This window comes from Streptomyces sp. DG2A-72 (genome assembly GCF_030499575.1).
Taxonomy (GTDB): Bacteria; Actinomycetota; Actinomycetes; order Streptomycetales; family Streptomycetaceae; genus Streptomyces.
Genome location: NZ_JASTLC010000001.1, coordinates 7458779 through 7479056 on the forward strand (window position 1 = coordinate 7458779; position 20278 = coordinate 7479056).

At 69.4% G+C, this 20278-nt stretch carries 20 protein-coding genes and 1 pseudogene; 16 read left to right on the plus strand and 5 right to left on the minus strand.

Annotated elements, in window-relative coordinates; genetic code table 11:
- Window positions 1-252: 252 nt before the first annotated feature.
- The 6 genes and pseudogenes from QQY66_RS35640 to QQY66_RS35665 all read left to right on the plus strand — a co-directional run bounded on the left by QQY66_RS35640 (window position 253) and on the right by QQY66_RS35665 (window position 7139).
- On the plus strand, window positions 253-1260 hold the full coding sequence (locus tag QQY66_RS35640; protein WP_301984444.1) for an ABC transporter permease: 1008 nt from the start codon (window positions 253-255) through the stop codon (window positions 1258-1260).
- A gap of 68 nt (window positions 1261-1328) precedes the next feature.
- A complete protein-coding gene (locus QQY66_RS35645) occupies window positions 1329-3125 on the plus strand; it encodes an ABC transporter substrate-binding protein (protein ID WP_301984445.1) in 1797 nt (598 codons plus the stop codon).
- Window positions 3126-3236: 111 nt separating this feature from the next.
- On the plus strand, window positions 3237-4235 hold the full coding sequence (locus QQY66_RS35650; RefSeq protein WP_301984446.1) for an ABC transporter permease: 999 nt from the start codon (window positions 3237-3239) through the stop codon (window positions 4233-4235).
- Window positions 4232-5329: an ABC transporter ATP-binding protein gene (locus QQY66_RS35655; protein WP_301984447.1), complete on the plus strand. Its 1098-nt coding sequence runs from the start codon at window positions 4232-4234 to the stop codon at window positions 5327-5329. Before QQY66_RS35650 ends, QQY66_RS35655 begins: the two co-directional genes overlap by 4 nt.
- A gap of 11 nt (window positions 5330-5340) precedes the next feature.
- The gene (locus tag QQY66_RS35660) at window positions 5341-6555 is read left to right on the plus strand and encodes an ABC transporter ATP-binding protein (protein ID WP_301984448.1); all 1215 of its coding nucleotides are present in this window, start codon (window positions 5341-5343) and stop codon (window positions 6553-6555) included.
- Window positions 6556-6637: 82 nt separating this feature from the next.
- A pseudogene (locus QQY66_RS35665) lies at window positions 6638-7139 on the plus strand (trimeric intracellular cation channel family protein).
- Here QQY66_RS35665 and QQY66_RS35670 read toward each other — a convergent pair.
- On the minus strand, window positions 7048-8256 hold the full coding sequence (locus QQY66_RS35670; RefSeq protein WP_301984449.1) for an esterase family protein: 1209 nt from the start codon (window positions 8254-8256) through the stop codon (window positions 7048-7050). The pseudogene QQY66_RS35665 and the gene QQY66_RS35670 sit on opposite strands and share 92 nt — an antisense overlap.
- Before the next feature lie 145 nt (window positions 8257-8401).
- Between QQY66_RS35670 and QQY66_RS35675 the strand changes: the two genes are divergently transcribed.
- Both QQY66_RS35675 and QQY66_RS35680 read left to right on the plus strand, forming a co-directional pair.
- The gene (locus QQY66_RS35675; RefSeq protein ID WP_301984450.1) at window positions 8402-9262 is read left to right on the plus strand and encodes a thioesterase family protein; all 861 of its coding nucleotides are present in this window, start codon (window positions 8402-8404) and stop codon (window positions 9260-9262) included.
- A gap of 189 nt (window positions 9263-9451) precedes the next feature.
- Window positions 9452-9772 (plus strand): hypothetical protein, encoded by a 321-nt coding sequence (locus tag QQY66_RS35680; protein WP_301984451.1) that lies wholly within the window; start codon window positions 9452-9454, stop codon window positions 9770-9772.
- Window positions 9773-9836: 64 nt separating this feature from the next.
- On the opposite strand, the gene QQY66_RS35685 is transcribed toward QQY66_RS35680, so the two are convergent.
- Entirely contained in the window at window positions 9837-10463 is a 627-nt protein-coding gene (locus QQY66_RS35685; protein WP_301984452.1) for a TetR family transcriptional regulator, read from the minus strand.
- A 120-nt stretch (window positions 10464-10583) separates the two neighbouring features.
- Between QQY66_RS35685 and QQY66_RS35690 the strand changes: the two genes are divergently transcribed.
- The 3 genes from QQY66_RS35690 (at window position 10584) to QQY66_RS35700 (ending at window position 12373) form a co-directional block, all read left to right on the plus strand.
- Window positions 10584-10751: a hypothetical protein gene (locus QQY66_RS35690; RefSeq protein WP_301984453.1), complete on the plus strand. Its 168-nt coding sequence runs from the start codon at window positions 10584-10586 to the stop codon at window positions 10749-10751.
- A gap of 32 nt (window positions 10752-10783) precedes the next feature.
- The gene (locus QQY66_RS35695) at window positions 10784-11050 is read left to right on the plus strand and encodes a DUF4190 domain-containing protein (protein WP_301984455.1); all 267 of its coding nucleotides are present in this window, start codon (window positions 10784-10786) and stop codon (window positions 11048-11050) included.
- Window positions 11051-11203: 153 nt separating this feature from the next.
- Complete coding sequence (locus QQY66_RS35700; RefSeq protein ID WP_301984456.1) at window positions 11204-12373, plus strand: cysteine desulfurase family protein; 1170 nt, start codon at window positions 11204-11206, stop codon at window positions 12371-12373.
- 24 nt (window positions 12374-12397) lie between these two features.
- On the opposite strand, the gene QQY66_RS35705 is transcribed toward QQY66_RS35700, so the two are convergent.
- Entirely contained in the window at window positions 12398-13141 is a 744-nt protein-coding gene (locus tag QQY66_RS35705) for an N-acetylmuramoyl-L-alanine amidase (protein ID WP_301984457.1), read from the minus strand.
- A 60-nt stretch (window positions 13142-13201) separates the two neighbouring features.
- Between QQY66_RS35705 and mnmA the strand changes: the two genes are divergently transcribed.
- Window positions 13202-14332 carry a tRNA 2-thiouridine(34) synthase MnmA gene (mnmA, locus tag QQY66_RS35710; RefSeq protein WP_301984458.1) on the plus strand — a complete coding sequence of 377 codons (1131 nt, stop codon included), beginning with the start codon at window positions 13202-13204 and terminating at the stop codon, window positions 14330-14332.
- Window positions 14333-14396: 64 nt separating this feature from the next.
- Here the strand turns inward: mnmA and QQY66_RS35715 are convergent, their stop codons facing one another.
- Entirely contained in the window at window positions 14397-15176 is a 780-nt protein-coding gene (locus QQY66_RS35715; protein WP_301984459.1) for an alpha/beta fold hydrolase, read from the minus strand.
- Between the two features lie 51 nt (window positions 15177-15227).
- Entirely contained in the window at window positions 15228-15551 is a 324-nt protein-coding gene (locus tag QQY66_RS35720) for a DUF427 domain-containing protein (RefSeq protein ID WP_301984460.1), read from the minus strand.
- A gap of 50 nt (window positions 15552-15601) precedes the next feature.
- On the opposite strand from QQY66_RS35720, the gene QQY66_RS35725 reads away from it, so the two are divergent.
- The 4 genes from QQY66_RS35725 to ligA are packed head-to-tail and all read left to right on the plus strand — an operon-like array spanning window position 15602 to window position 20130.
- Complete coding sequence (locus QQY66_RS35725) at window positions 15602-16141, plus strand: TIGR00730 family Rossman fold protein (RefSeq protein ID WP_301984461.1); 540 nt, start codon at window positions 15602-15604, stop codon at window positions 16139-16141.
- Between the two features lie 7 nt (window positions 16142-16148).
- On the plus strand, window positions 16149-16847 hold the full coding sequence (locus QQY66_RS35730) for an SDR family oxidoreductase (RefSeq protein ID WP_301984462.1): 699 nt from the start codon (window positions 16149-16151) through the stop codon (window positions 16845-16847).
- A 31-nt stretch (window positions 16848-16878) separates the two neighbouring features.
- A complete protein-coding gene (locus QQY66_RS35735) occupies window positions 16879-17886 on the plus strand; it encodes a methionine synthase (protein WP_301984463.1) in 1008 nt (335 codons plus the stop codon).
- A 15-nt stretch (window positions 17887-17901) separates the two neighbouring features.
- Window positions 17902-20130 (plus strand): NAD-dependent DNA ligase LigA, encoded by a 2229-nt coding sequence (gene ligA / locus QQY66_RS35740; RefSeq protein ID WP_301984464.1) that lies wholly within the window; start codon window positions 17902-17904, stop codon window positions 20128-20130.
- The last annotated feature ends 148 nt before the right edge of the window (window positions 20131-20278 follow it).

Here is a 20278-nt window from a genome sequence, read left to right on the forward strand (position 1 = left end):
CGGAAAGCCCTGACCCGCGCCGGATGCCCGACTTGTCCTCGTCCGGCCCCCGTTACCCGCTGTCCGGATAACGGAACCCTGGACGCCGCATCACGGTTACGCATCCTTTCACCGCCAAGTCTGGCAACGCGTCGCCAAAGCGTTGAAGACTCCCGCACCAGGGGTGTTCGAAACCCCAGTACACGGACTGATCACGCCGCCACAGCGGCACGTGCGGGCCGGTTACCACCGGTTGAGAGGGGTCCCTGCCAGATGACGGCACCATTGCACGAGCCGACCGCCGAGGCGGCCCCGAGCGCGGCCGAGGAAGCGGCGGTCGCAGGCACCGGCGCCAAGGCCGTACAGGGTCGCTCCCTGGGCCGGATCGCCTGGGAGCGCCTGAAGCGGGACAAGCTCGCTCTGACGGGCGGCGTCGTGGTGCTCCTCCTCGTGGTGGTCGCCCTGCTCGCGCCGGTCATCACCAACCTGCTCGGGCAGGATCCGAACGAGTATCACGAGGAGCTGATCGACCCGCTGTTCGGCACCCCCACGGGCTCGCTGGGCGGCATCAGCGGCGACCACCTGCTGGGCGTCGAGCCGGTCAACGGCCGCGACATCCTCGCCCGCATCCTCTACGGCGCCCGGATCTCGCTGCTGGTCGGCTTCCTGTCGGCCGTCGTCGCCGTCGTCCTGGGCACCGTCCTCGGTATCCTCGCCGGCTTCTTCGGCGGCTGGATCGACTCGGTCATCAGCCGGGTGATGGACGGTCTGCTGGCCTTCCCGCAGCTGCTCTTCATCATCGCGCTGGTCTCCGTCATGCCGAACGACATGCTGGGCCTGACCGGGTCCAGCGTGCGCGTGTTCGTGATGATCCTGGTCATCGGCTTCTTCGGGTGGCCGTACATCGGACGCGTGGTACGCGGTCAGACGCTTTCTTTGCGCGAACGCGAATACGTCGAGGCCGCCCGCTCCCTGGGCGCCGGGCGGCTGTACATCCTGTTCAAGGAGCTGCTGCCCAACCTCGTCGCACCGATCATCGTGTACACGACGATGATGATCCCCACCAACATCCTCACCGAGGCGGCACTCAGCTTCCTGGGCGTGGGCGTCAAGCCGCCCACGGCCTCGTGGGGGCAGATGCTTTCGAGCGCGATCGACTACTACGAGTCGGATCCCATGTACATGGTGGTCCCTGGTGTGGCGATCTTCATCACTGTCCTCGCCTTCAACCTCTTCGGCGACGGCGTGCGTGACGCGCTGGACCCGAAGGGCTCCCGCTGAACTGCCGTACCTAAAGCGTCCCGTGGCACTGACACGGGGTCTCTCATCAAACCGGAGGATCCGAGATCGTGACTACCAAACGCACCTCAGGGCGGCGTAAGCAGGCATTTGCCGCTGTCGCCGCGGTCGCCGCGCTGCTGACCACGGCGGCGTGCGGCGGTGGCGACAGCGACAACGGCGAGGGCTCGAAGACCGGCGCGGCCGGCTTCGACGCCGCCAACAACAAGGTCGCCCAGGCCTCCCTCGCCAAGAAGGGCGGCACGCTGAAGTTCGGTGGCGCCCAGGACGCCGACTCGTGGGACACCACGCGCGGCTACTACGGCTTCATGTGGAACTTCGCGCGCTACTACAGCCGCCAGCTCGTCACGGGCAAGGCGGAGCCCGGCAAGGCCGGAGCCGAGCTCACTCCGGACCTCGCCACCGACACCGGCAAGGTCTCGGACGACGGCAAGACCTACACGTTCACCCTGCGTGACGGCGTCACCTGGGAGGACGGCAAGCCGATCACCTCCAAGGACGTCAAGTACGGCATCGAGCGCGTGTGGGCGCAGGACGTGCTGTCCGGCGGTCCGGTGTACCTGAAGGACGTGCTCGACCCCAACGGCGAGTACAAGGGCCCGTACAAGGACACCTCCAAGGACAAGCTGGGTCTGAAGGCGATCGAGACGCCCAACGACAAGACCATCATCTTCAAGCTGCCGCAGGCCAATTCGGACTTCCCGGACATGCTGGCCCTGATCTCGGCGTCCCCGGTCCGCCAGGACATGGACACCAAGTCCAAGTACGGCCTGAAGCCGTTCTCCTCCGGCCCGTACAAGTTCGAGTCGTACAGCCCGGGCAAGGACCTCACGCTGGTCCGCAACACCAACTGGAAGCAGGCCTCGGACCCGATCCGCAAGGCGTACCCGGACAAGATCACCGTCCAGTTCTTCTCGGACGCCAACCAGCTGGACCAGCGTCTGATCAGCGGTGACCTGGACCTCGACATCAACCAGACCGGCATGTCGCCGCAGGGCCGCACCACCGCCCTGAAGGAGCACAAGGCCAACCTGGACAACCCGGTCTCCGGCTACATCCGCTACGCGGTCTTCCCGCAGAGCGTGAAGCCGTTCGACAACATCGAGTGCCGCAAGGCCGTGATCTACGGCGCCGACCACGTGTCGCTGCAGACCGCGCGCGGCGGTCCCATCGCCGGCGGTGACATCGGCACCAACATGCTGCCGCCGTCGGTCCCGGGCTCCGAGGGCCAGAAGTACGACCCGTACGAGATGGCGGGCGCCAACAAGAGCGGCAACGCGGCCAAGGCCAAGGAAGCGCTGAAGGCCTGCGGTCAGCCGAACGGCTTCAAGACCACCATCGCCGTCCGCAACAACAAGCCGGTCGAGGTGGCCACCGCCCAGTCCCTGCAGGCGTCGCTGAAGAAGATCGGCATCAACGCCGAGATCGACCAGTTCGACGGCTCGCAGACCACCGGCATCATCGGCAGCCCCTCCAACGTGAAGAAGAAGGGCTACGGCATCATCATCATGGGCTGGGGCCCGGACTTCCCGACCGTCCAGGGCTACGGCATGCCGCTGTGGGACAGCAAGTACATCCTGGAGAGCGGTAACAACAACTTCGCCCTGATCAAGGACAAGACGATCGACGGCCTGTTCGACAGCTACATCAACGAGCTGGACGAGGCGAAGAAGACCGAGATCTCCACGGAGATCAACCACAAGGTGATGGAGGGCGCTTACTACATGCCCTTCGTCTTCGAGAAGTTCATCAACTGGCGCTCCGCCCGACTGGCGAACGTCTACACCACCGACAACTACAGCGGTATGTACGACTTCGTCAACCTCGGTCTGAAGTCCGCAAGCTGACACCCGGCACACCCGCCATACGGCACGAAAGGCAGGTGAAGGCCGGCGCAGCGTGAACGTGGGCCACCGGACGACCTCCGGTGGCCCACGGTCCGCGGCGGGCCGAGAGCTGTGCTCGCTTACCTCATCAGGCGGTTGTTCGCCGCCGCAGTGATGCTCGTGGTCATCATCCTGGTGGTCTTCAGCATCTTCTTCCTCGTCCCCAAGTGGGCGGGCGTCGACATCGCCTCGAGTTTCGTGGGCAAGCAGGCCGACCCCGCCGCCGTCGAGGGGGTGCGTCAGAAGCTGGGTCTGGGCGACCCGATCTACGTTCAGGTCTGGGAGTTCTTCAAGGGCATCTTCGCCGGCCGCACCTACTCGGGCGGCGGCGACACCATTCACTGTTCCGCACCGTGCTTCGGCTACTCCTTCCGCAGCGAGCAGGCCATCTGGCCGGTGCTGACCGACCGCTTCCCGGTGACCCTGGGTCTCGCGCTCGGTGCCGCCGTGCTGTGGCTGGTCTTCGGTGTGGCGGCGGGTGTGCTCTCCGCGCTCCGGCGGGGCACCATCTGGGACCGCAGCGCGATGGTCGTCGCCCTCAGCGGTGTCTCCCTGCCCATCTACTTCACCGGCATGCTGAGCCTGGCGATCTTCGCCTACGGGCTGAACTGGATCGACGCGTCGTATGTGCCCCTGGAGGACAGCTTCGGCGGCTGGTTGGGCGGCATGATCCTGCCGTGGATCACGCTGGCGTTCCTCTACGCGGCGATGTACGCCCGGATCACCCGCGCCACCATGCTGGAGATCCTCGGCGAGGACTACATCCGCACCGCCCGCGCCAAGGGCCTCAAGGAGCAGACCGTCATCGGCAAGCACGCCATGCGCTCGACGATGACGCCCATCCTCACGATGCTCGGCATGGACCTCGGTGCCCTCATCGGCGGCGCGATCCTCACCGAGTCCACGTTCAACCTGCCGGGCCTGGGCCGGGCCGTGCTTGACGCCATCCGGAACCAGGACCTGCCCGTCATCGTGGGCGTCACCCTGATCACTTCTCTCGCGGTGCTCTTCGCCAACCTCGTGGTGGACATCCTGTACGCCGTGATCGACCCCCGAGTGAGGCTGGCATGACCGAACTCAGCAAAACCGGCGCGGCAGTCGGGGAGCCCACCGGCACCTCGCCCGCCCCGACCGCCTTCCTCGAAGTACGCGATCTGAAGGTGCACTTCCCGACCGACGACGGCCTGGTCAAGTCCGTCGACGGGCTCAGCTTCCAACTGGAGAAGGGCAAGACCCTCGGCATCGTGGGCGAGTCCGGCTCCGGCAAGTCGGTGACCTCGCTCGGCATCATGGGCCTGCACACCGCCGGCCAGTACGGCAAGCGCAAGGCGCAGATCTCCGGGGAGATCTGGCTGGACGGCACCGAGTTGCTGTCCGCCGACCCCGATCAGGTGCGCAAGCTGCGCGGCCGTGACATGGCGATGATCTTCCAGGATCCGCTGTCCGCGCTGCATCCGTACTACACGATCGGTCAGCAGATCGTGGAGGCGTACCGCATCCACCACAACGTCGACAAGAAGACCGCCAAGCGGCGCGCGGTCGAGATGCTCGACCGGGTGGGCATCCCGCAGCCGGACAAGCGCGTCGACAGCTACTCGCACGAGTTCTCCGGCGGCATGCGGCAGCGCGCGATGATCGCCATGGCGCTGGTCAACAACCCCGAGCTGCTCATCGCGGACGAGCCGACGACCGCCCTCGACGTGACCGTCCAGGCGCAGATCCTCGACCTGATCCGCGATCTGCAGAAGGAGTTCGGCTCCGCGGTCATCATCATCACCCACGACCTGGGCGTCGTCGCCGAACTCTCCGACGACATCCTGGTGATGTACGGCGGCCGCTGCGTGGAGCGCGGCCCCGCCGAGAAGGTGTTCTACGAGCCCCGCCACCCCTACACCTGGGGCCTGCTGGGCTCGATGCCGCGCCTGGACCGTGAGCAGCAGGAGCGGCTCATCCCGGTCAAGGGCTCCCCGCCGTCCCTGATCAACATCCCGTCCGGCTGCGCCTTCAACCCGCGCTGCCCGTACGCCGACATCCCCAAGGACGACGTCACCCGCACGGTCCGCCCCGAGCTGGCCGAGGTCGGAAGCCAGCACTGGGCCGCCTGCCATATGACCAGGGAGCAGCGGGAGCGGATCTGGACCGAAGAGATTGCGCCGAAGCTGTGAGCGAGGACAAAGTGAGCATCCCTCAGAGCGAAGGCACGGTGATCACCAAGGGCGACGCCGCCCCCGGCGAGACCCTGCTGAAGGTGACCGGGCTCCAGAAGCACTTCCCGATCCGCAAGGGCCTGCTCCAGCGGCAGGTCGGCGCGGTGCGCGCGGTCGACGGCATCGACTTCGAGGTCAAGTCCGGCGAAACCCTCGGGGTGGTCGGCGAGTCGGGCTGCGGCAAGTCGACGATGGGCCGGCTGATCACCCGGCTGCTCGAACCGACCGCCGGGAAGGTCGAGTTCGAGGGCAAGGACATCACGCACCTGGGTGTGAGCGGGATGCGTCCGCTGCGCCGCGATGTCCAGATGATCTTCCAGGACCCGTACTCGTCGCTGAACCCGCGCCACACCATCGGCACCATCATCGGCGCCCCCTTCAAGCTCCAGGGCGTCACGCCCGAGGGCGGCATCAAGAAAGAAGTGCAGCGGCTGCTGTCGGTGGTGGGTCTCAACCCCGAGCACTACAACCGCTATCCGCACGAGTTCTCCGGCGGCCAGCGCCAGCGCATCGGCATCGCCCGCGCGCTCGCGCTCAACCCGAAGCTGGTCGTGGCGGACGAGCCGGTCTCCGCGCTGGACGTGTCCATCCAGGCGCAGGTCGTCAACCTCCTCGACGACCTCCAGCAGGAGCTGGGCCTGACGTACGTGATCATCGCGCACGACCTGTCGGTCGTCCGGCATGTGTCGGACCGGATCGCGGTGATGTACCTCGGCAAGATCGTCGAACTCGCCGACCGTGAATCGCTGTACCGGGCGCCGATGCACCCGTACACCAAGGCGCTGATGTCGGCCGTGCCGATCCCGGACCCGCGGCGCAAGAACGCCAAGAGCGAGCGCATCCTGCTCAAGGGCGACGTGCCCTCGCCGATCGCCCCGCCGAGCGGCTGCCGCTTCCACACCCGGTGCTGGAAGGCGACGCAGATCTGCACGACCACCGAGCCGCCGCTGATCGAGCTGAAGCCCGGCCAGCAGGTCGCCTGCCACCACCCGGAGAACTTCGAGGACCAGGCACCGCAGGACACCGTTCTGCTCACCGCGGCCAAGGAGGCGGCGGAGCTGGTGTCGGACGAGGTGCTCGCGGAGTCGGCGGAGACCAGCGCGGCGGTGGCGGCGGAGGTGGAAGCGGCTGCGGACGCGGCGCCCGAAGGCCCTGCGGATGAGGCGCCCGCCAAGGAGAAGTGAGCCCCCTCAGCGAGCCCCCTGAGTGAGCCCCCGCCTTCATTCGTAAGGCGGGGGCTCACTGCTGGGTGAGGTGAATATGGGGGTGCTCCAGCAACTGTTCACCCCGTCCGTCCAGCACACGCTCGACCTGATCGGCATCTTCGTCTTCGCCATCTCCGGCGCGCTGCTGGCCGTCCGCAAGAACTTCGACGTGTTCGGCATCGCCGTACTCGCCGAGGTCACCGCGCTCGGCGGCGGGCCTCGGCCTGTTCTGCGTCGCGGGCACGACGAAGGCGTACGAGTACGGGCTCGGCCTGACGGCCTCGGCGACGCTGGGCCCGGCGACGGCCGTCGGCGGGGGCGTGCTGCGGGACGTCCTCGCCAACGAGGTGCCGTCGCTGCTGCGCCGGGACCGCGATCTGTACGCGGTCCCGGCGATCGTCGGCGCCACGATGGTCGTCCTGTGCGTCCACTACGACGTGCTGACCCCGCTCGCCGGCGGGTTCGCGGCCGTCACGGCCTTCGTACTGCGGTTGCTGGCGATGCGCTTCCACTGGCGAGCGCCGCGCGCGTGGAATCGGCGCTCGACGGTACGCGAGGAGTGACCTGCATCTGCCGGGTCAGCCACTCGAAGGCCGGGACCACCTGCGGCCGCCACAGCGCCATCGTGTGACCGCCCGCGCTGCGTGGCACGAACACCACATCCACGGACGTCGGCGGCCTCGCGGCCCGCTTCAGGGCCATGGCCGCCTCGTACCCGTCGTGCGGCTGGCCGGAGAGGTAGAGCGCGACCGGAGGCGGGGTGTGGGCCTTGAGCAGCAGCAGATACGGGTTGTTCGCGCGGCGCAGGGCCGGGGACTTCGCGGTGAGCGCGGCGCGCTCGGCCTTCGGGTCGTTGTAGCCGGACATGCTGACGGCGGCCCGGTAGCGGTCGGGATGGGCGACGGCGAGCTTCGTGGCGCAGTGCCCGCCCGCCGAGTACCCGGCCACCGCCCAGCCCTCGGGCGCGGACTGTGCCCGGAAGTTGTCCATCACCATCCGCGGCACATCGACACTCAGCCAGCTGTCGGCGTTCACCTTGCCCGGGACGTTCGCGCAGCCGGTGTCCACGCCGGGCAGCAAGGTGGTGCGCGGCGCCACCAGGATGAACGGTGCGACGCGGCCACTGCGCATCAGCGGAAACAGCTGCTCATGCGCGTCCAGCGTCCTGAACCACGCCCTCGCCGAGCCGGGATAGCCCGGCAGCAGCTCCACCACCGGGAACTTGTGATCCCGGTAGGCGGGCTGGTCGTACTGCGGCGGCAGCCAGACGTAGACCTCGCCGCGCACGCCCGAGACACGGCCCGTCAGATGCGTGACGCGCACACCGCCGGCCGCATCCATGCCCGGCCCGAGGGCGGGGGCGAACGACTGGCGGACAGGGGGCAGGTCTTTGAGTGAGATGCCGCCCGTGCCGTCCGGCCCGAGGTTGGCGGCCTGTTCCACGTGGTTGCCCGTGCCGAGCAGATCGCCCCAGTTGTCGTACAGCATGTTCTGGTTGTTGACCAGCACGAAGACGAGCGCGACGGCCGTGCCCTGGGCGAACAGCAGCATCAGCATCCGGGCCAGCGCGCGCAGGGCTCGGGGGCCGCGGATCCGCGACCAGAGGACGAGCGGCAGCGCGATGGCGACGAGGGACAGCGCGACCAGGGTGTAGAGGAACGGGGTCCCGGTGAGGCTCATGTCCCTACAGAGGGGAAGGGACGGCCTGAGGTTGACGGACCAGTACGGACACTTACCGAGAAATTGTGCGGTCCTCACCAGGAGAGGACTGCCCGGGATCCGGGAAAAGCTACCGCTTAGTAGTTACCTGTTGTAGCGTTCAGCCATGCCAGAAGCAGCCTCCGCCCCGGCCGCACGGGCCACGATCGGCGACAGCGAGTTCGACCGCGACACCGCGCTCACCCCACGCGGACCCGGCCTGTACGACATCGACCTCTCCGCCGGCTGGACGATCCTCAACGCCGTCAACGGCGGCTATCTGCTGGCCGTCCTGGGCCGCGCCCTCGCGGACACGCTCCCGCACGGCGACCCCTTCACCATCTCCGCGCACTACCTCACCGCCTCCCGCCCCGGCCCCGCGATCGTCCGCACGGACATCGTCCGCACCGGCCGCACCCTCTCCACCGGCCAGGCCTCCCTCTTCCAGTACGACGACGAGGGCCGCGAAGTCGAACGCATCCGCGTCCTCGCCTCCTACGGCGACCTCGACACCCTGCCGGACGACGTCCGTACGACGGCCCTGCCGCCCGCGATCCCGCCCATGGGTCAGTGCTTCGGCCCCGAGGACGGACCGGCCCCGGCCTCCGGCAGGCCCGCGATCGCCGACCGGCTGATGATGAAGCTCGACCCCTCGACCCTGGGCTGGGCGCTCGGATCCCCGTCCGGCAAGGGCGAGATGCGGGCCTGGTTCGGGCTGGCCGACGGCCGGGACGCCGACCCCTTCGCGCTGCTCCTCGCGGTGGACGCGCTGCCGCCGACCGCCTTCGAGATCGGCCTCGGCGGCTGGGTCCCCACGGTCGAGCTGACCGTCCACGTCCGCTGCCGCCCCGCACCGGGCCCGCTGCGGGTGTCCATCACCACCCGCAACCTCGCCGGCGGCTTCCTGGAGGAGGACGCCGAGGTCTGGGACAGCGCGGACCGACTGGTGGCGCAGTCGCGGCAGTTGGCGCGCGTACGGCTCCGATGACGCTTCTGTCACGGGGCTGTACCAGCGAGTGGGCCCGTGCCTGTCGGGAAGCCGCAGGTCAGCGCGTTGAGTTGAGACGAGCTTTGCCGGATTGACAGGCCGCGTACAGGGCGGCCCCAAGGAAGCCCCAAGCGCCGTTGATTGAGTGCCCGCCTCAGGACTCCCTCATCGTTCTTGGAGTTGATTCTCATGAAGCGTGCGCGCCTCGCCCCCGCCGTGGCCCTGCTGGCACTGTCGCCGCTGCTGCTCACGGCCTGCGGCGGTTCGGACGACTCGTCGTCCACCTCGAACAGCGGCAACTCCGGCCAGCAGGCGGCCTGTCCGTCCGGCAACCCGTCCGGGATGCCGAGCGGCAACCCGTCCGCCATGCAGAGCGGTGCGCCCTCGGGTATGCCGTCCGGTGCTCCTGGCGGCGGGCAGGGTGCCGGCTGTGGTGGCGGCCCGGGCGGGGGCGGCATGCCCAGTGGTCAGCCGAGCGGTCAGCCGACCGCTCAGGCCACGAAGAGCTGACCACGGATCTCGTACGACGAAGGCGGCGCCCCCGGTGAACGGGGGCGCCGCCTGTCCGTGTGTGTCAGTCGAGCCAGTGCTGCCGGCCGATGCTGATGAGCCGCAGTTGCCGGGTCGCGACATGGGCGACGCGCTCGCGCTCCTCCGGCGGGGCGTCCAGGGCTTCCAGGAAGAGGGAGGCCGTGAACAGCATCTGGTCGACGTAGAGGCTGGCGAGCATCGACAGGTCGTCGTCCGTCCACCCCTCGGCCTGGGGGTCCTTGACCAACTGGGCCTTCACCTCCTCGGTGAACCGGGCCAGTTGGTCGCGGATCGCCTCGCGCACCGGCCGGACCCCGCCGCTGCGCTCACGGGCGATGAAGCGGATGTGGGCGGGGTGCGCCTCCACATGACCGACGATCAACTCGATGGCGCGGGCTATGCGTTCGTCGGGGTCGTCCGTCGCGGACACGGCCATCCGGATCGTCGGGTGCAGACTGCCGAGCGCCTCCTCGACCAGTGCGACGCCGAGGTCCGCGATGGAGCGGAAGTGCCGGTAGAAGGCGGTCGGGGCGACGCCGACCTCGCGGGTGACCTCACGCAGGCCCAGGCTGCTCAGGCTCTGCTCCTCCAGCAGTCCCAGGGCGGCGTCCAGGAGCGCCTGCCGGGTCTTCTGCTTCTGGGCCTGTCGGACGCCGAGGGTGTGACTCATGCCATGCAGTTAACAACTGTTCTCCGTAATTGGAAAGCCGCACGACGCGCTAGACTTGCAAGTCAGTGAACACTTGTAACCACAATCGTTCACTGAACCGTAACGGAGGGGAACCCACCCATGCTGTTCATCGTCGCCGCACTTCTGCTGCTGGGCGTCGTGCTGGGCACCGTGGCCCATGCACCGCTCACCTTCACCGCCGTCGCCGCCGTAGTGATCGCCGCCTGGCTCGGCATCTTCGCGCTCCGCGAGCGGCACGGCCGCCGGCGCGCGTCATCCGTCAACTGACCGCTCATCCAGCCCGTCGGGAGCTGACCACCATGCAACTCACCGCATCTGCAACCCCTCAGACCACCGCCCGCGACGCCGACGGCATGGCCGTCGCCGCCTTCATCCTCGGTCTCGTGGGCCTCCTCGTCCTCAACGTCTTCCTCGGCCCGATCGCCATCGCCCTGGCATCCGCAGCCCTCTGGCGCGGCACGGCCCGCAAGGGCCGCGCATACCTGGGCCTGGGCCTCGGAATCGCCGACCTCCTGGTCCTGGTGGCCTTCATGCAGGCGGACAACACGGTGTCGTGGAGTTTCTGAGGTAACGGCTCGAGATGCCGCTACCGCTGTGGGCAGGCGTTCCGCAGGGCGAAACGGTGGGCACAGCCTGCAGCGCCGGGCGCGTCGCAACGGGGTCCAGGCACAACCTGCGGCCCAAGCCCAACGCAGCGGACCCGTAGAATCGGCGTCACCATGGCATACCTCGACCACGCCGCGACCACCCCGATGCTCCCCGAGGCAGTCGAGGCACTCACCACGCACCTCGGCGTCACCGGCAACGCGTCCTCCCTCCACGCATCGGGCCGCCAGGCAAGGCGAACGGTGGAGGAGGCCCGCGAAACCCTCGCGGAAGCCCTCGCCGCCCGCCCCAGCGAGGTCGTCTTCACCTCGGGCGGCACCGAGGCGGACAACCTCGCCGTCAAGGGCCTGTACTGGTCCCGCCGAGACGCCGACCCGGCCCGCACCCGGGTCCTCGTGAGCCCCGTCGAACACCACGCCGTCCTGGACGCCGTCCACTGGCTCGGCGAACACGAGGGCGCCACGGTCGAGTACCTCCCGGTCGACCCCTTCGGCCGGGTCCACCCCGAGGCGCTGCGCGAAGCCATCGCCCGCAACCCCGACGACGTGGCCCTGGCCACCGTCATGTGGGCGAACAACGAGATCGGCACGGTCATGCCGATCCGCGAACTCGCCGAGACCGCCGCCGAGTTCGACGTCCCCCTGCACGCCGACGCCGTCCAGGCCTTCGGCCAGGTCCCCGTCGACTTCGCCGCCTCCGGCCTCGCCGCGATGACGGTCTCGGGCCACAAGATCGGCGGCCCGTACGGCATCGGTGCCCTGCTCCTCGGCCGTGAGTACACGCCCGTACCGGTTCTGCACGGCGGCGGCCAGGAGCGCCACGTCCGCTCCGGCACCCTCGACGTCCCGGCCATCGCCTCCTTCGCGGTCGCCGGCCGCCTCGCCGCCGAACAGCGCGAGTGGTTCGCACGGGAGATCGGCGGCCTGCGGGACGACCTGATCGAGGCGGTGCGTACGGCGGTCCCGGACGCGATGCTCGGAGGGGACCCCGCACGGGAGGGCCGCCTCCCGGCGAACGCCCACTTCACCTTCCCGGGCTGCGAGGGAGACTCGCTGCTCCTCCTCCTGGACGCCCAGGGCATCGAATGCTCCACCGGCTCGGCCTGCACCGCCGGCGTCGCCCAGCCCAGCCACGTCCTCCTCGCCACCGGCACCGACCCGGACCTCGCCCGCGGCACCCTCCGCTTCTCCCTCGGCCACACCTCCACGGAAGCCGACGTGGAGGCGCTGGCCAAGGCCATCGGCCCGGCGGTGGAACGGGCCAGGGCAGCCGGCCTCAGCTGACGTCGGACCGAGCTGACGCGGGAGTCAGCTGACGCCGGACCGCCCCTGAGCCCCGGCCTGGCCCTGGCCCGTCGTGCCGGCGCTCGCCCTGCGCACCAGCCGCATGTACCGGTCCCAGTCCCAGCCCTCACCAGGGTCGGTGTGGTCCGTGCCCGGCACCTCCACATGCCCGATGATGTGCTGCCGGTCGACGGGGATGCCGTACCGCGCGCATATCCGGGCCGTGAGGCGCGCCGAGGCTTCGTACATCTCGTCCGTGAAGTCCTCCGGCTTGTCCACGAAGCCCTCGTGCTCGATGCCGACGCTGCGTTCGTTGTAGTCGCGGTTCCCCGCGTGAAACGCCACGTCCAGCTCGCGGATCATCTGCGCGATGTGGCCGTCCTTGCGGACGATGTAGTGCGCCGCCGCCCCGTGCCCCGCATCCTGGAACACCTTCACCGCGCTGTCGAAGCTGCCTTGCGTGACATGGATGATGACCATGTCTACGCCGTAGTCGTCGGGCCGGTCCGCGCGCCGCCAGTTCGCCGAGGACGCCGCCACCCACTTCGCGCCCGTGTAGTCGACCGCGCCCGCCTTGCGCGGCTTCTCCACACCCGGCACCCGCCACCACAGGCGCCCCAGCTCGTCGCGCGCCAGCACGGCCGTGCCCACCGCGGCCGCGGCCAGGCCGGTCAGCAGCGCCCGCCGCCCGATGCGCCGGTCGCCGTCCCTGCCCCCGGAGTTCTCAGCCGTGGTCCCGGAGTCCTTGGTTGCTCTTCTCGCCCCCATGTGATCGTGAACGGATACTCGTCGGCCTTGGTTCCCGCGGGCCCTTACCCTGGAAGGGTTATGACTGAGACCCCGCAGCGCCCCCGCCCCCTCCGCGTACTCGCCGCCATGTCGGGCGGCGTGGACTCCGCCGTGGCCGCCGCCCGCGCGGCCGAGGCGGGCCACGACGTGACCGGCGTCCACCTCGCGCTCTCCGCGAACCCGCAGTCCTTCCGTACGGGCGCGCGCGGCTGTTGCACCATCGAGGACTCCCGCGACGCCCGCCGCGCGGCGGACGTCATCGGCATCCCCTTCTACGTCTGGGACCTCGCCGACCGCTTCCGCGAGGACGTGGTCGAGGACTTCGTCGCCGAGTACGAGGCGGGCCGTACCCCCAACCCCTGCCTGCGCTGCAACGAGAAGATCAAGTTCGCCGCCCTCCTGGACAAGGCCCTCGCGCTCGGCTTCGACGCGGTGTGCACCGGCCACTACGCCAAGGTGATCGTGAACGAGGACGGCGCCCGTGAGCTGCACCGCGCCTCCGACATGGCGAAGGACCAGTCGTACGTCCTCGGCGTCCTCGACGACCGGCAGCTCGCCCACGCGATGTTCCCGCTCGGCGACACCGTGACGACGAAGGACGAGATCCGCGCGGAGGCCGAGCGCAGGGGGCTTGCGGTGGCCAAGAAGCCCGACTCGCACGACATCTGCTTCATCGCCGACGGCGACACCCAGGGCTTCCTGGCCAACCGGCTGGGCAAGGCGGAGGGCGACATCGTCGACGAGTCGGGAGCGAAGCTCGGCACGCACGAGGGCGCATACGGCTTCACCATCGGTCAGCGCAAGGGGCTGAGGATCGGCCACCCGGCACCCGACGGCAAGCCGCGCTACGTCCTCGACATCTCCCCGGTGGACAACACGGTGACCGTCGGCCCCGCCTCCGCCCTCGATGTCACCGCACTGACCGCGATCAAGCCCCGCTGGTGCGGCGCGGCCCCCTCAGGCCCCGGCACCTACACGGCCCAGCTCCGCGCCCACGGCGGCGAGACCGAGGTATCGGCCGAGCTTGTCGACGGCTCCCTGGAAGTCACGTTCGTAGAGCCGGTCCGGGGCGTCGCCCCCGGCCAGGCGATCGTCCTGTACGACGGCACGCGCGTGGTGGGCTCGGCGACGATCGCGTCGACGACGCGGGCGAGGGCCGTACCGGCGTAACCCGCGCGGGACGTACCGCGTAACCGCCCTCCACGCGCGCGTGCCCCGTCGGCGGGTTGCCCGTCTACTGTGCGTAGAACTCGGCGAGCACCGGACCGAGAACCTGCGGATCCACCAGGTGCGTCTGCCCCTGAAGGCTCCGGTATGTCCCGTCGGGCACCCCCTCCGCGACCGCCCGCGCCGCCTCGCGCAGCCACGCGGGGCTCTCTCCGCCCGCGACGGCCAGGACGGGGACGGTGATCGCGGCCAGCCGGTGCCGGGGGACGAGTCCGTCGCCCATGACGGCGTTGTCGTACGCCAGGCTCGGTGCGATCGACTCCATGCCGGCCCAGATGGGGGACTGGCGGGCGCCCTGGATCATCTCCTCGGCAAGCCCGGTCAGCCTCAGGAACAGCTCGACGGCGTCCCCGCGCCTGCCCTCCGCCAGTGCCTGAGTCAGCCGCTCGGTGTACTCGGCGCGCTCCTGCGCACCGCCCTCGTACACCGCGAACGGCGTCTCGTACACCGCGACCTTGCTGACCGGCAGCCCGCTCGCCGCCGCTTCGAGGGCCAGCGCACCACCCGACGAGATGCCGTACAGCGCCGTCTGACCGCCGACCGCCTCGATGAGCGCCGCGAGATCCTCGACCTCGCGCTGCACCGCGTACGGCAGCGTGTCTTCGCTCTCGCCGCGCCCCCGGCGGTCGTACACGACGACAGTGAAGCCGTCGGAGAGCTGCCCGGCCAGCGGTGCCACCGTGTGGCCGGTGGACATCGCGCCGCTCACGAGGACGACCGCCGGGCCCCGGCCCGTGCGTTCGTATGCGATCGGGGTGCCGTCGCGTGAAAGCGTCTTTTTGTCCATGCCGGGAAGACTGCCACCCGGCGGTGAACTAGTCAGTCACGACACTGCTCCTCACACCACTTCGACGTCGTAGAAGCAGAGATGGTCCTTGATCCGGGAGACGTCCGGCTTGGGGTCGGGGTAGGACCAGACGAGGTCGGCCGCGTCGGGCAGCGACCAGTAGGAGGCGGTTCCCTTGAAGGGGCAGTAGGTGTGGGTCTGCGAGGGGGTCAGGAGGTCGAGGCGTACGTCCTCGGCGGGGAGGTAGTAGCGCGCGGGACAGCCGGTCTCGCGCAGGATCAACGGGCGGTCGGACTCCGCCAGTACCTGGTCGCCGCTGACCACCCGCACGCGCTGGGTGCCCTGTTCGATCGTGATCGTGTGTCCATCAGCCATACCGGGGAAGCACGCGCGGGGCGCCGGTTCTTCCCGCGTACGGTGACTCCATGCGAATCTGCGTCTTTCTCTCCGCCGCCGACCTGTCCGACCGTTACACGCGTCCCGCGCGGGAGTTCGCGAAGCTCATCGGCAAGGGCGGCCACACGCTGGTGTGGGGCGGCTCCGACGTCGGTCTCATGAAGGTGGTCGCCGACGGCGTGCAGGAGGCGGGCGGGCGGCTGCTCGGGGTCTCCGTGGACTTCCTCGCCGCCAAGGCGCGCCCGGGCGCCGACGAGATGGTCATCGCGAAGGACCTCGCCGAGCGCAAGAAGCTGCTCCTGGAGAAGGCCGACGCCGTGGTGATCATGGTGGGTGGTACGGGAACGCTGGACGAGGCGACCGAGATCCTTGAGCTGAAGAAACACGGGCACACCGACAAGCCGGTTGTCCTGCTCAACACCGCGGGCTTCTACGACGGCCTCAAGGAACAGTTCCGCCGCATGGAGGACGAGGGTTTCCTGCCCCGTCCGCTGACCGACCTGGTGTTCTTCGCGGAGGAGCCGGTGGGGGCGATGGCGTACCTGGAGGAGAGCCGGGGCGTGGCCTGATGCGACCATGGCGCACATGGCTACACATGTGATCACCGGGGCGGGCAGCGGCATCGGTTCGGCCGTCGCCCGCCGCCTCCACGCGCGCGGGGACGAACTCGTCCTGCACGCGCGCGACGCGGGCCGCGCGAAGGAACTGGCCGCTCAGTTCCCGGGCGCCAGGACACTGGTGGGCAACCTGGCGGACCCGGACAAGCTGAGCTGGGCCTTCTCCCACCAGACGCTGCCCGACCGGGTGGACTCCCTGCTGCACATCGCGGGCGTCGTCGACCTCGGCCCGGTCGGCGACCTGACCCCCAAGTCCTGGCGCCACCAGCTCAACGTCAACCTCATCGCCCCCGCCGAACTGACCCGCCACTTCCTGCCCCAACTCCGCGCCACCCGCGGCCACGTGGTGTTCGTCAACTCGGGCGCGGGCCTCAGGGCGAGCGCCGACTGGTCCGCGTACGCCGCCTCCAAGCACGGCCTGAAGGCCCTCGCGGACGCGTTGCGCAACGAGGAGCACGACAACGGCGTCCGCGTCACCTCCGTCTACCCCGGCCGTACGGCGAGCCCCATGCAGGCCAAGGTGCACCAGCAGGAGGGCAAGGAGTACGACGCCGCACAGTGGATCGACCCCGAGTCGGTGGCGACGACGATCCTGATGGCGCTCGACCTGCCCCGCGACGCGGAGGTCAACGACCTGACGGTGCGGCCGGGGCGCTGACCTCCGCCGGGCGGTTCCGTAGGCTTTCGGCGTGAGTGAAAACAGCCAGTTCACCTTTGGTCCCGCCACTGGCGTGGGCTCCATGCCCGGCGGCGATGCCCGCGAGGCCGCCAAGACCGTCACCGGGAGCTTCGACGACTTCCCGTTCCTGCCGGAGCTGCCCGCCCGCGGCCCCGGCGCGGACATGATCGGCCGGACCGCCGGGCTGCTCGTCGAGATGTACGCGCGCGTGGAGCCCAGCGGCTGGCGGATCGGGGACCGGCCGGGTCGGGACACCAAGCGGGCCCGGTCCTGGCTCGGCCAAGACCTCGACGCCCTGGAGGAGTTCACGCAGGGGTACGAAGGGCAGCTGAAGGTGCAGGCCGTCGGCCCCTGGACACTGGCCGCCGCGCTGGAGTTGAAGAACGGCGAGTCCGTACTGTCCGACCCGGGTGCCTGCCGCGACCTCGCCGGTTCGCTCGCCGAGGGGTTGCGGGAGCATCTCGCGGAGGTCCAGCGGCGCGTACCCGGCGCCCAACTAGTCCTCCAGATCGACGAACCCTCCCTCACCGCCGTGCTGCGCGGCCAGGTGAAGACCGCCAGCGGATACCGCACCCACCGGGCCGTCGACCGGCAGGTCGTCGAGGCCGCGCTTCGCGAAGTGGCCGGGGTTCACGAGGGCGGGCCGGTCGTGGTGCACTCGTGCGCACCGGACGTCCCGTTCGCCCTGCTGCGCCGGGCGGGCATGACCGCGATCTCCTTCGACTTCTCCCTCCTCACCGAGCGTGATGACGACACGATCGGTGAAGCGGTGGAAGGGGGCACCCGGCTCTTCGCCGGTGTCGTCCCGGGCACGGACGGCCCATTGTCAGACCTTGCCGGTAGCGTCATGGGTGTCAGGACGCTCTGGCGCAGGCTGGGGCTGTCTCCCGCGCTTCTCGCGGAGGCGGTCACGGTCACGCCGTCGTGCGGACTCGCGGGGGCTTCCCCCGACTACGCACGCAAGGCCCTCGCCCACTGCGTCCAGGCGGCGAGATCCCTCGCGGACAACCCAGAGTAACGGGAGGACAACACGGTGGCCGGCGACAAGCAAGCGGAGACGACGGTGCCCGCCGAGGCACGGGAGCAGCACGCGCAGCTCGCTGAGCAGATCGAGGAGCACCGTTTCCGGTACTACGTGAAGGACGCTCCCGTCATCAGCGACGCGGAGTTCGACCAGCTGCTGCGCACCCTGGAAGCGCTGGAGGAGGAGCATCCCGAGCTGCGCACACCGGACTCGCCGACCCAGAAGGTCGCCGTCGAGTACGAGACCGACCTCGCCGAGGTCGAGCACCGCGAGCGCATGCTCTCCCTCGACAACGTCTTCGACGACGAGGGCCTCGCAGCCTGGGCCGACCGCGTCGCCAAGGACGTCGGCACCCCCGACTACCACCTGCTGTGCGAACTCAAGGTCGACGGCCTCGCGGTGAACCTGACCTATGAGGACGGCCGGCTCACCCGGGCCGCCACCCGCGGCACCGGACGGATCGGCGAGGACATCACGCCGAACGTCATGACGATCGCGGAGATCCCGCACCGGCTGAAGGGCGACCGCGTCCCCCGGCTCGTCGAGATCCGCGGCGAGGTCTACTTCCCGATGGAGGCGTTCCAGGACCTCAACGCACGCCGCGTGGCCGCAGGTGAGAAGCCGTACGCCAACCCCCGCAACTCCGCCTCGGGTTCCCTGCGCCAGAAGGACCCCAAGGTCACGGCCACCCTGCCGCTCCACATGGTGGTCCACGGCATCGGCGCCCTGGAGGGCTTCGACGGCCTCACCCGCCTCTCCCAGGCGTACGACCTGCTGAAGACCTGGGGCCTGCCCACCTCCACGCACAACAAGGTGGTCGACGGCCTGGACGGCGTAAGGGAGTTCATCGCCCACTACGGCGAGAACCGCCACTCCGTGGCGCACGAGATCGACGGCGTGGTCGTCAAGCTCGACGAGATCGCGCTCCAGGGCCGGCTCGGTTCCACCTCACGTGCGCCGCGCTGGGCGATCGCGTACAAGTACGCGCCGGAAGAGGTCAACACCAAGCTCATCAACATCCGCGTGGGCGTGGGCCGTACGGGCCGGGTCACGCCGTACGCCCAGGTCGAACCGGTGACGGTGGCGGGCTCGGAGGTCGAGTTCGCCACCCTGCACAACCAGGACATCGTCAAGGCCAAGGGCGTCCTCATCGGTGACACGGTGGTGCTGCGCAAGGCCGGTGACGTCATCCCGGAGATCCTCGGTCCGGTCGCCGACCTGCGCGACGGCAGCGAGCGCGAGTTCGAGATGCCGGCCGAGTGCCCCGAATGCGGTACGGCACTGAGGCCGATGAAGGAGGGCGACGTCGACCTGCGCTGCCCGAACGCCCGCACCTGCCCCGCCCAGCTGCGTGAGCGCCTGTTCTACCTCGCCGGCCGCAAGGCGCTGGACATCGAGCACTTCGGCTATGTCGCCGCCGCCGCGCTCACCAAGCCGCTGGAGCCCTCCCCCACTCTCGGCTCCGCTCGAGCGGGGGGACCCCCACCGCCACCGCTTCTCGACGAGGGCGACCTGTTCGACCTCACCATCGAGCAACTGCTGCCCATCAAGGCGTACGTCCTCGACCAGGACAGCGGTCTGCCCAAGCGCGATCCGAAGACCGGCGAGGAGAAGATCGCCACGGTCTTCGCCAACCAGCAGGGTGAGCCGAAGAAGAACGCGACCGCGATGCTGGAGAACATCGCCGCGGCCAAGCAGCGCCCCCTCGCCCGTATCCTCACCGGCCTGTCGATCCGTCATGTCGGCCCGGTCGCCGCCGAGGCGCTGGCCCGCAACTTCCGCTCGATCGACCGCATCGAGCAGGCCACGGAGGAGGAGCTGGCGAACACCGACGGGGTCGGCCCGATCATCGCCGCCTCCCTCAAGGAGTGGTTCGCCGAGGAATGGCACCAAGAGATCATCCGTAAGTGGAAGGCGGCAGGTGTCCGTACGGAGGAGGAGGGCGCCGGCGAGGACCAGGGCCCGCGTCCGCTGGAAGGACTCACCGTCGTCGTGACCGGCACGCTCGAACACTTCACACGGGACGGAGCCAAGGAGGCGCTCCAGGACCGGGGAGCCAAAGTGACCGGTTCTGTATCGAAGAAGACGTCTTTCGTCGTTGTGGGTGACAATCCTGGTTCTAAGTACGACAAGGCGATGCAGCTGAAGGTGCCGGTTCTGAACGAGGACGGATTCAACGTCCTGCTGGAACAAGGGCCGGACGCAGCCGCCGAAGTCGCCCTCCCGGCAGAGGAGTAGCGGTTGAAGGCCGCCCGATCGGCGCATACCAGATGCATACGGGTGGCCGGGGCGCAATCGGGCAACCGTCGACGACCGCTGCCCGTGGAAGCCTTCTGCGGCCTACTGTTGAGGGGTGCGCCTGCCGTGCCCAGCTGCGGTTGGGGCA

What these genes read in the sequence shown, in the direction of transcription:
- QQY66_RS35725 (WP_301984461.1), top strand. Translation starts at nt 15,602, where the DNA reads ATGCGAATCTGCGTCTTTCTCTCCGCCGCCGACCTGTCCGACCGTTAC.
- QQY66_RS35685 (WP_301984452.1), bottom strand. Translation starts at nt 10,463, where the DNA reads ATGAGTCACACCCTCGGCGTCCGACAGGCCCAGAAGCAGAAGACCCGG.
- QQY66_RS35670 (WP_301984449.1), bottom strand. Translation starts at nt 8,256, where the DNA reads ATGAGCCTCACCGGGACCCCGTTCCTCTACACCCTGGTCGCGCTGTCC.
- QQY66_RS35705 (WP_301984457.1), bottom strand. Translation starts at nt 13,141, where the DNA reads ATGGGGGCGAGAAGAGCAACCAAGGACTCCGGGACCACGGCTGAGAAC.
- QQY66_RS35640 (WP_301984444.1), top strand. Translation starts at nt 253, where the DNA reads ATGACGGCACCATTGCACGAGCCGACCGCCGAGGCGGCCCCGAGCGCG.
- QQY66_RS35675 (WP_301984450.1), top strand. Translation starts at nt 8,402, where the DNA reads ATGCCAGAAGCAGCCTCCGCCCCGGCCGCACGGGCCACGATCGGCGAC.
- QQY66_RS35690 (WP_301984453.1), top strand. Translation starts at nt 10,584, where the DNA reads ATGCTGTTCATCGTCGCCGCACTTCTGCTGCTGGGCGTCGTGCTGGGC.
- QQY66_RS35680 (WP_301984451.1), top strand. Translation starts at nt 9,452, where the DNA reads ATGAAGCGTGCGCGCCTCGCCCCCGCCGTGGCCCTGCTGGCACTGTCG.
- QQY66_RS35730 (WP_301984462.1), top strand. Translation starts at nt 16,149, where the DNA reads ATGGCGCACATGGCTACACATGTGATCACCGGGGCGGGCAGCGGCATC.
- QQY66_RS35700 (WP_301984456.1), top strand. Translation starts at nt 11,204, where the DNA reads ATGGCATACCTCGACCACGCCGCGACCACCCCGATGCTCCCCGAGGCA.
- mnmA (WP_301984458.1), top strand. Translation starts at nt 13,202, where the DNA reads ATGACTGAGACCCCGCAGCGCCCCCGCCCCCTCCGCGTACTCGCCGCC.
- QQY66_RS35715 (WP_301984459.1), bottom strand. Translation starts at nt 15,176, where the DNA reads ATGGACAAAAAGACGCTTTCACGCGACGGCACCCCGATCGCATACGAA.
- QQY66_RS35655 (WP_301984447.1), top strand. Translation starts at nt 4,232, where the DNA reads ATGACCGAACTCAGCAAAACCGGCGCGGCAGTCGGGGAGCCCACCGGC.
- QQY66_RS35720 (WP_301984460.1), bottom strand. Translation starts at nt 15,551, where the DNA reads ATGGCTGATGGACACACGATCACGATCGAACAGGGCACCCAGCGCGTG.
- QQY66_RS35695 (WP_301984455.1), top strand. Translation starts at nt 10,784, where the DNA reads ATGCAACTCACCGCATCTGCAACCCCTCAGACCACCGCCCGCGACGCC.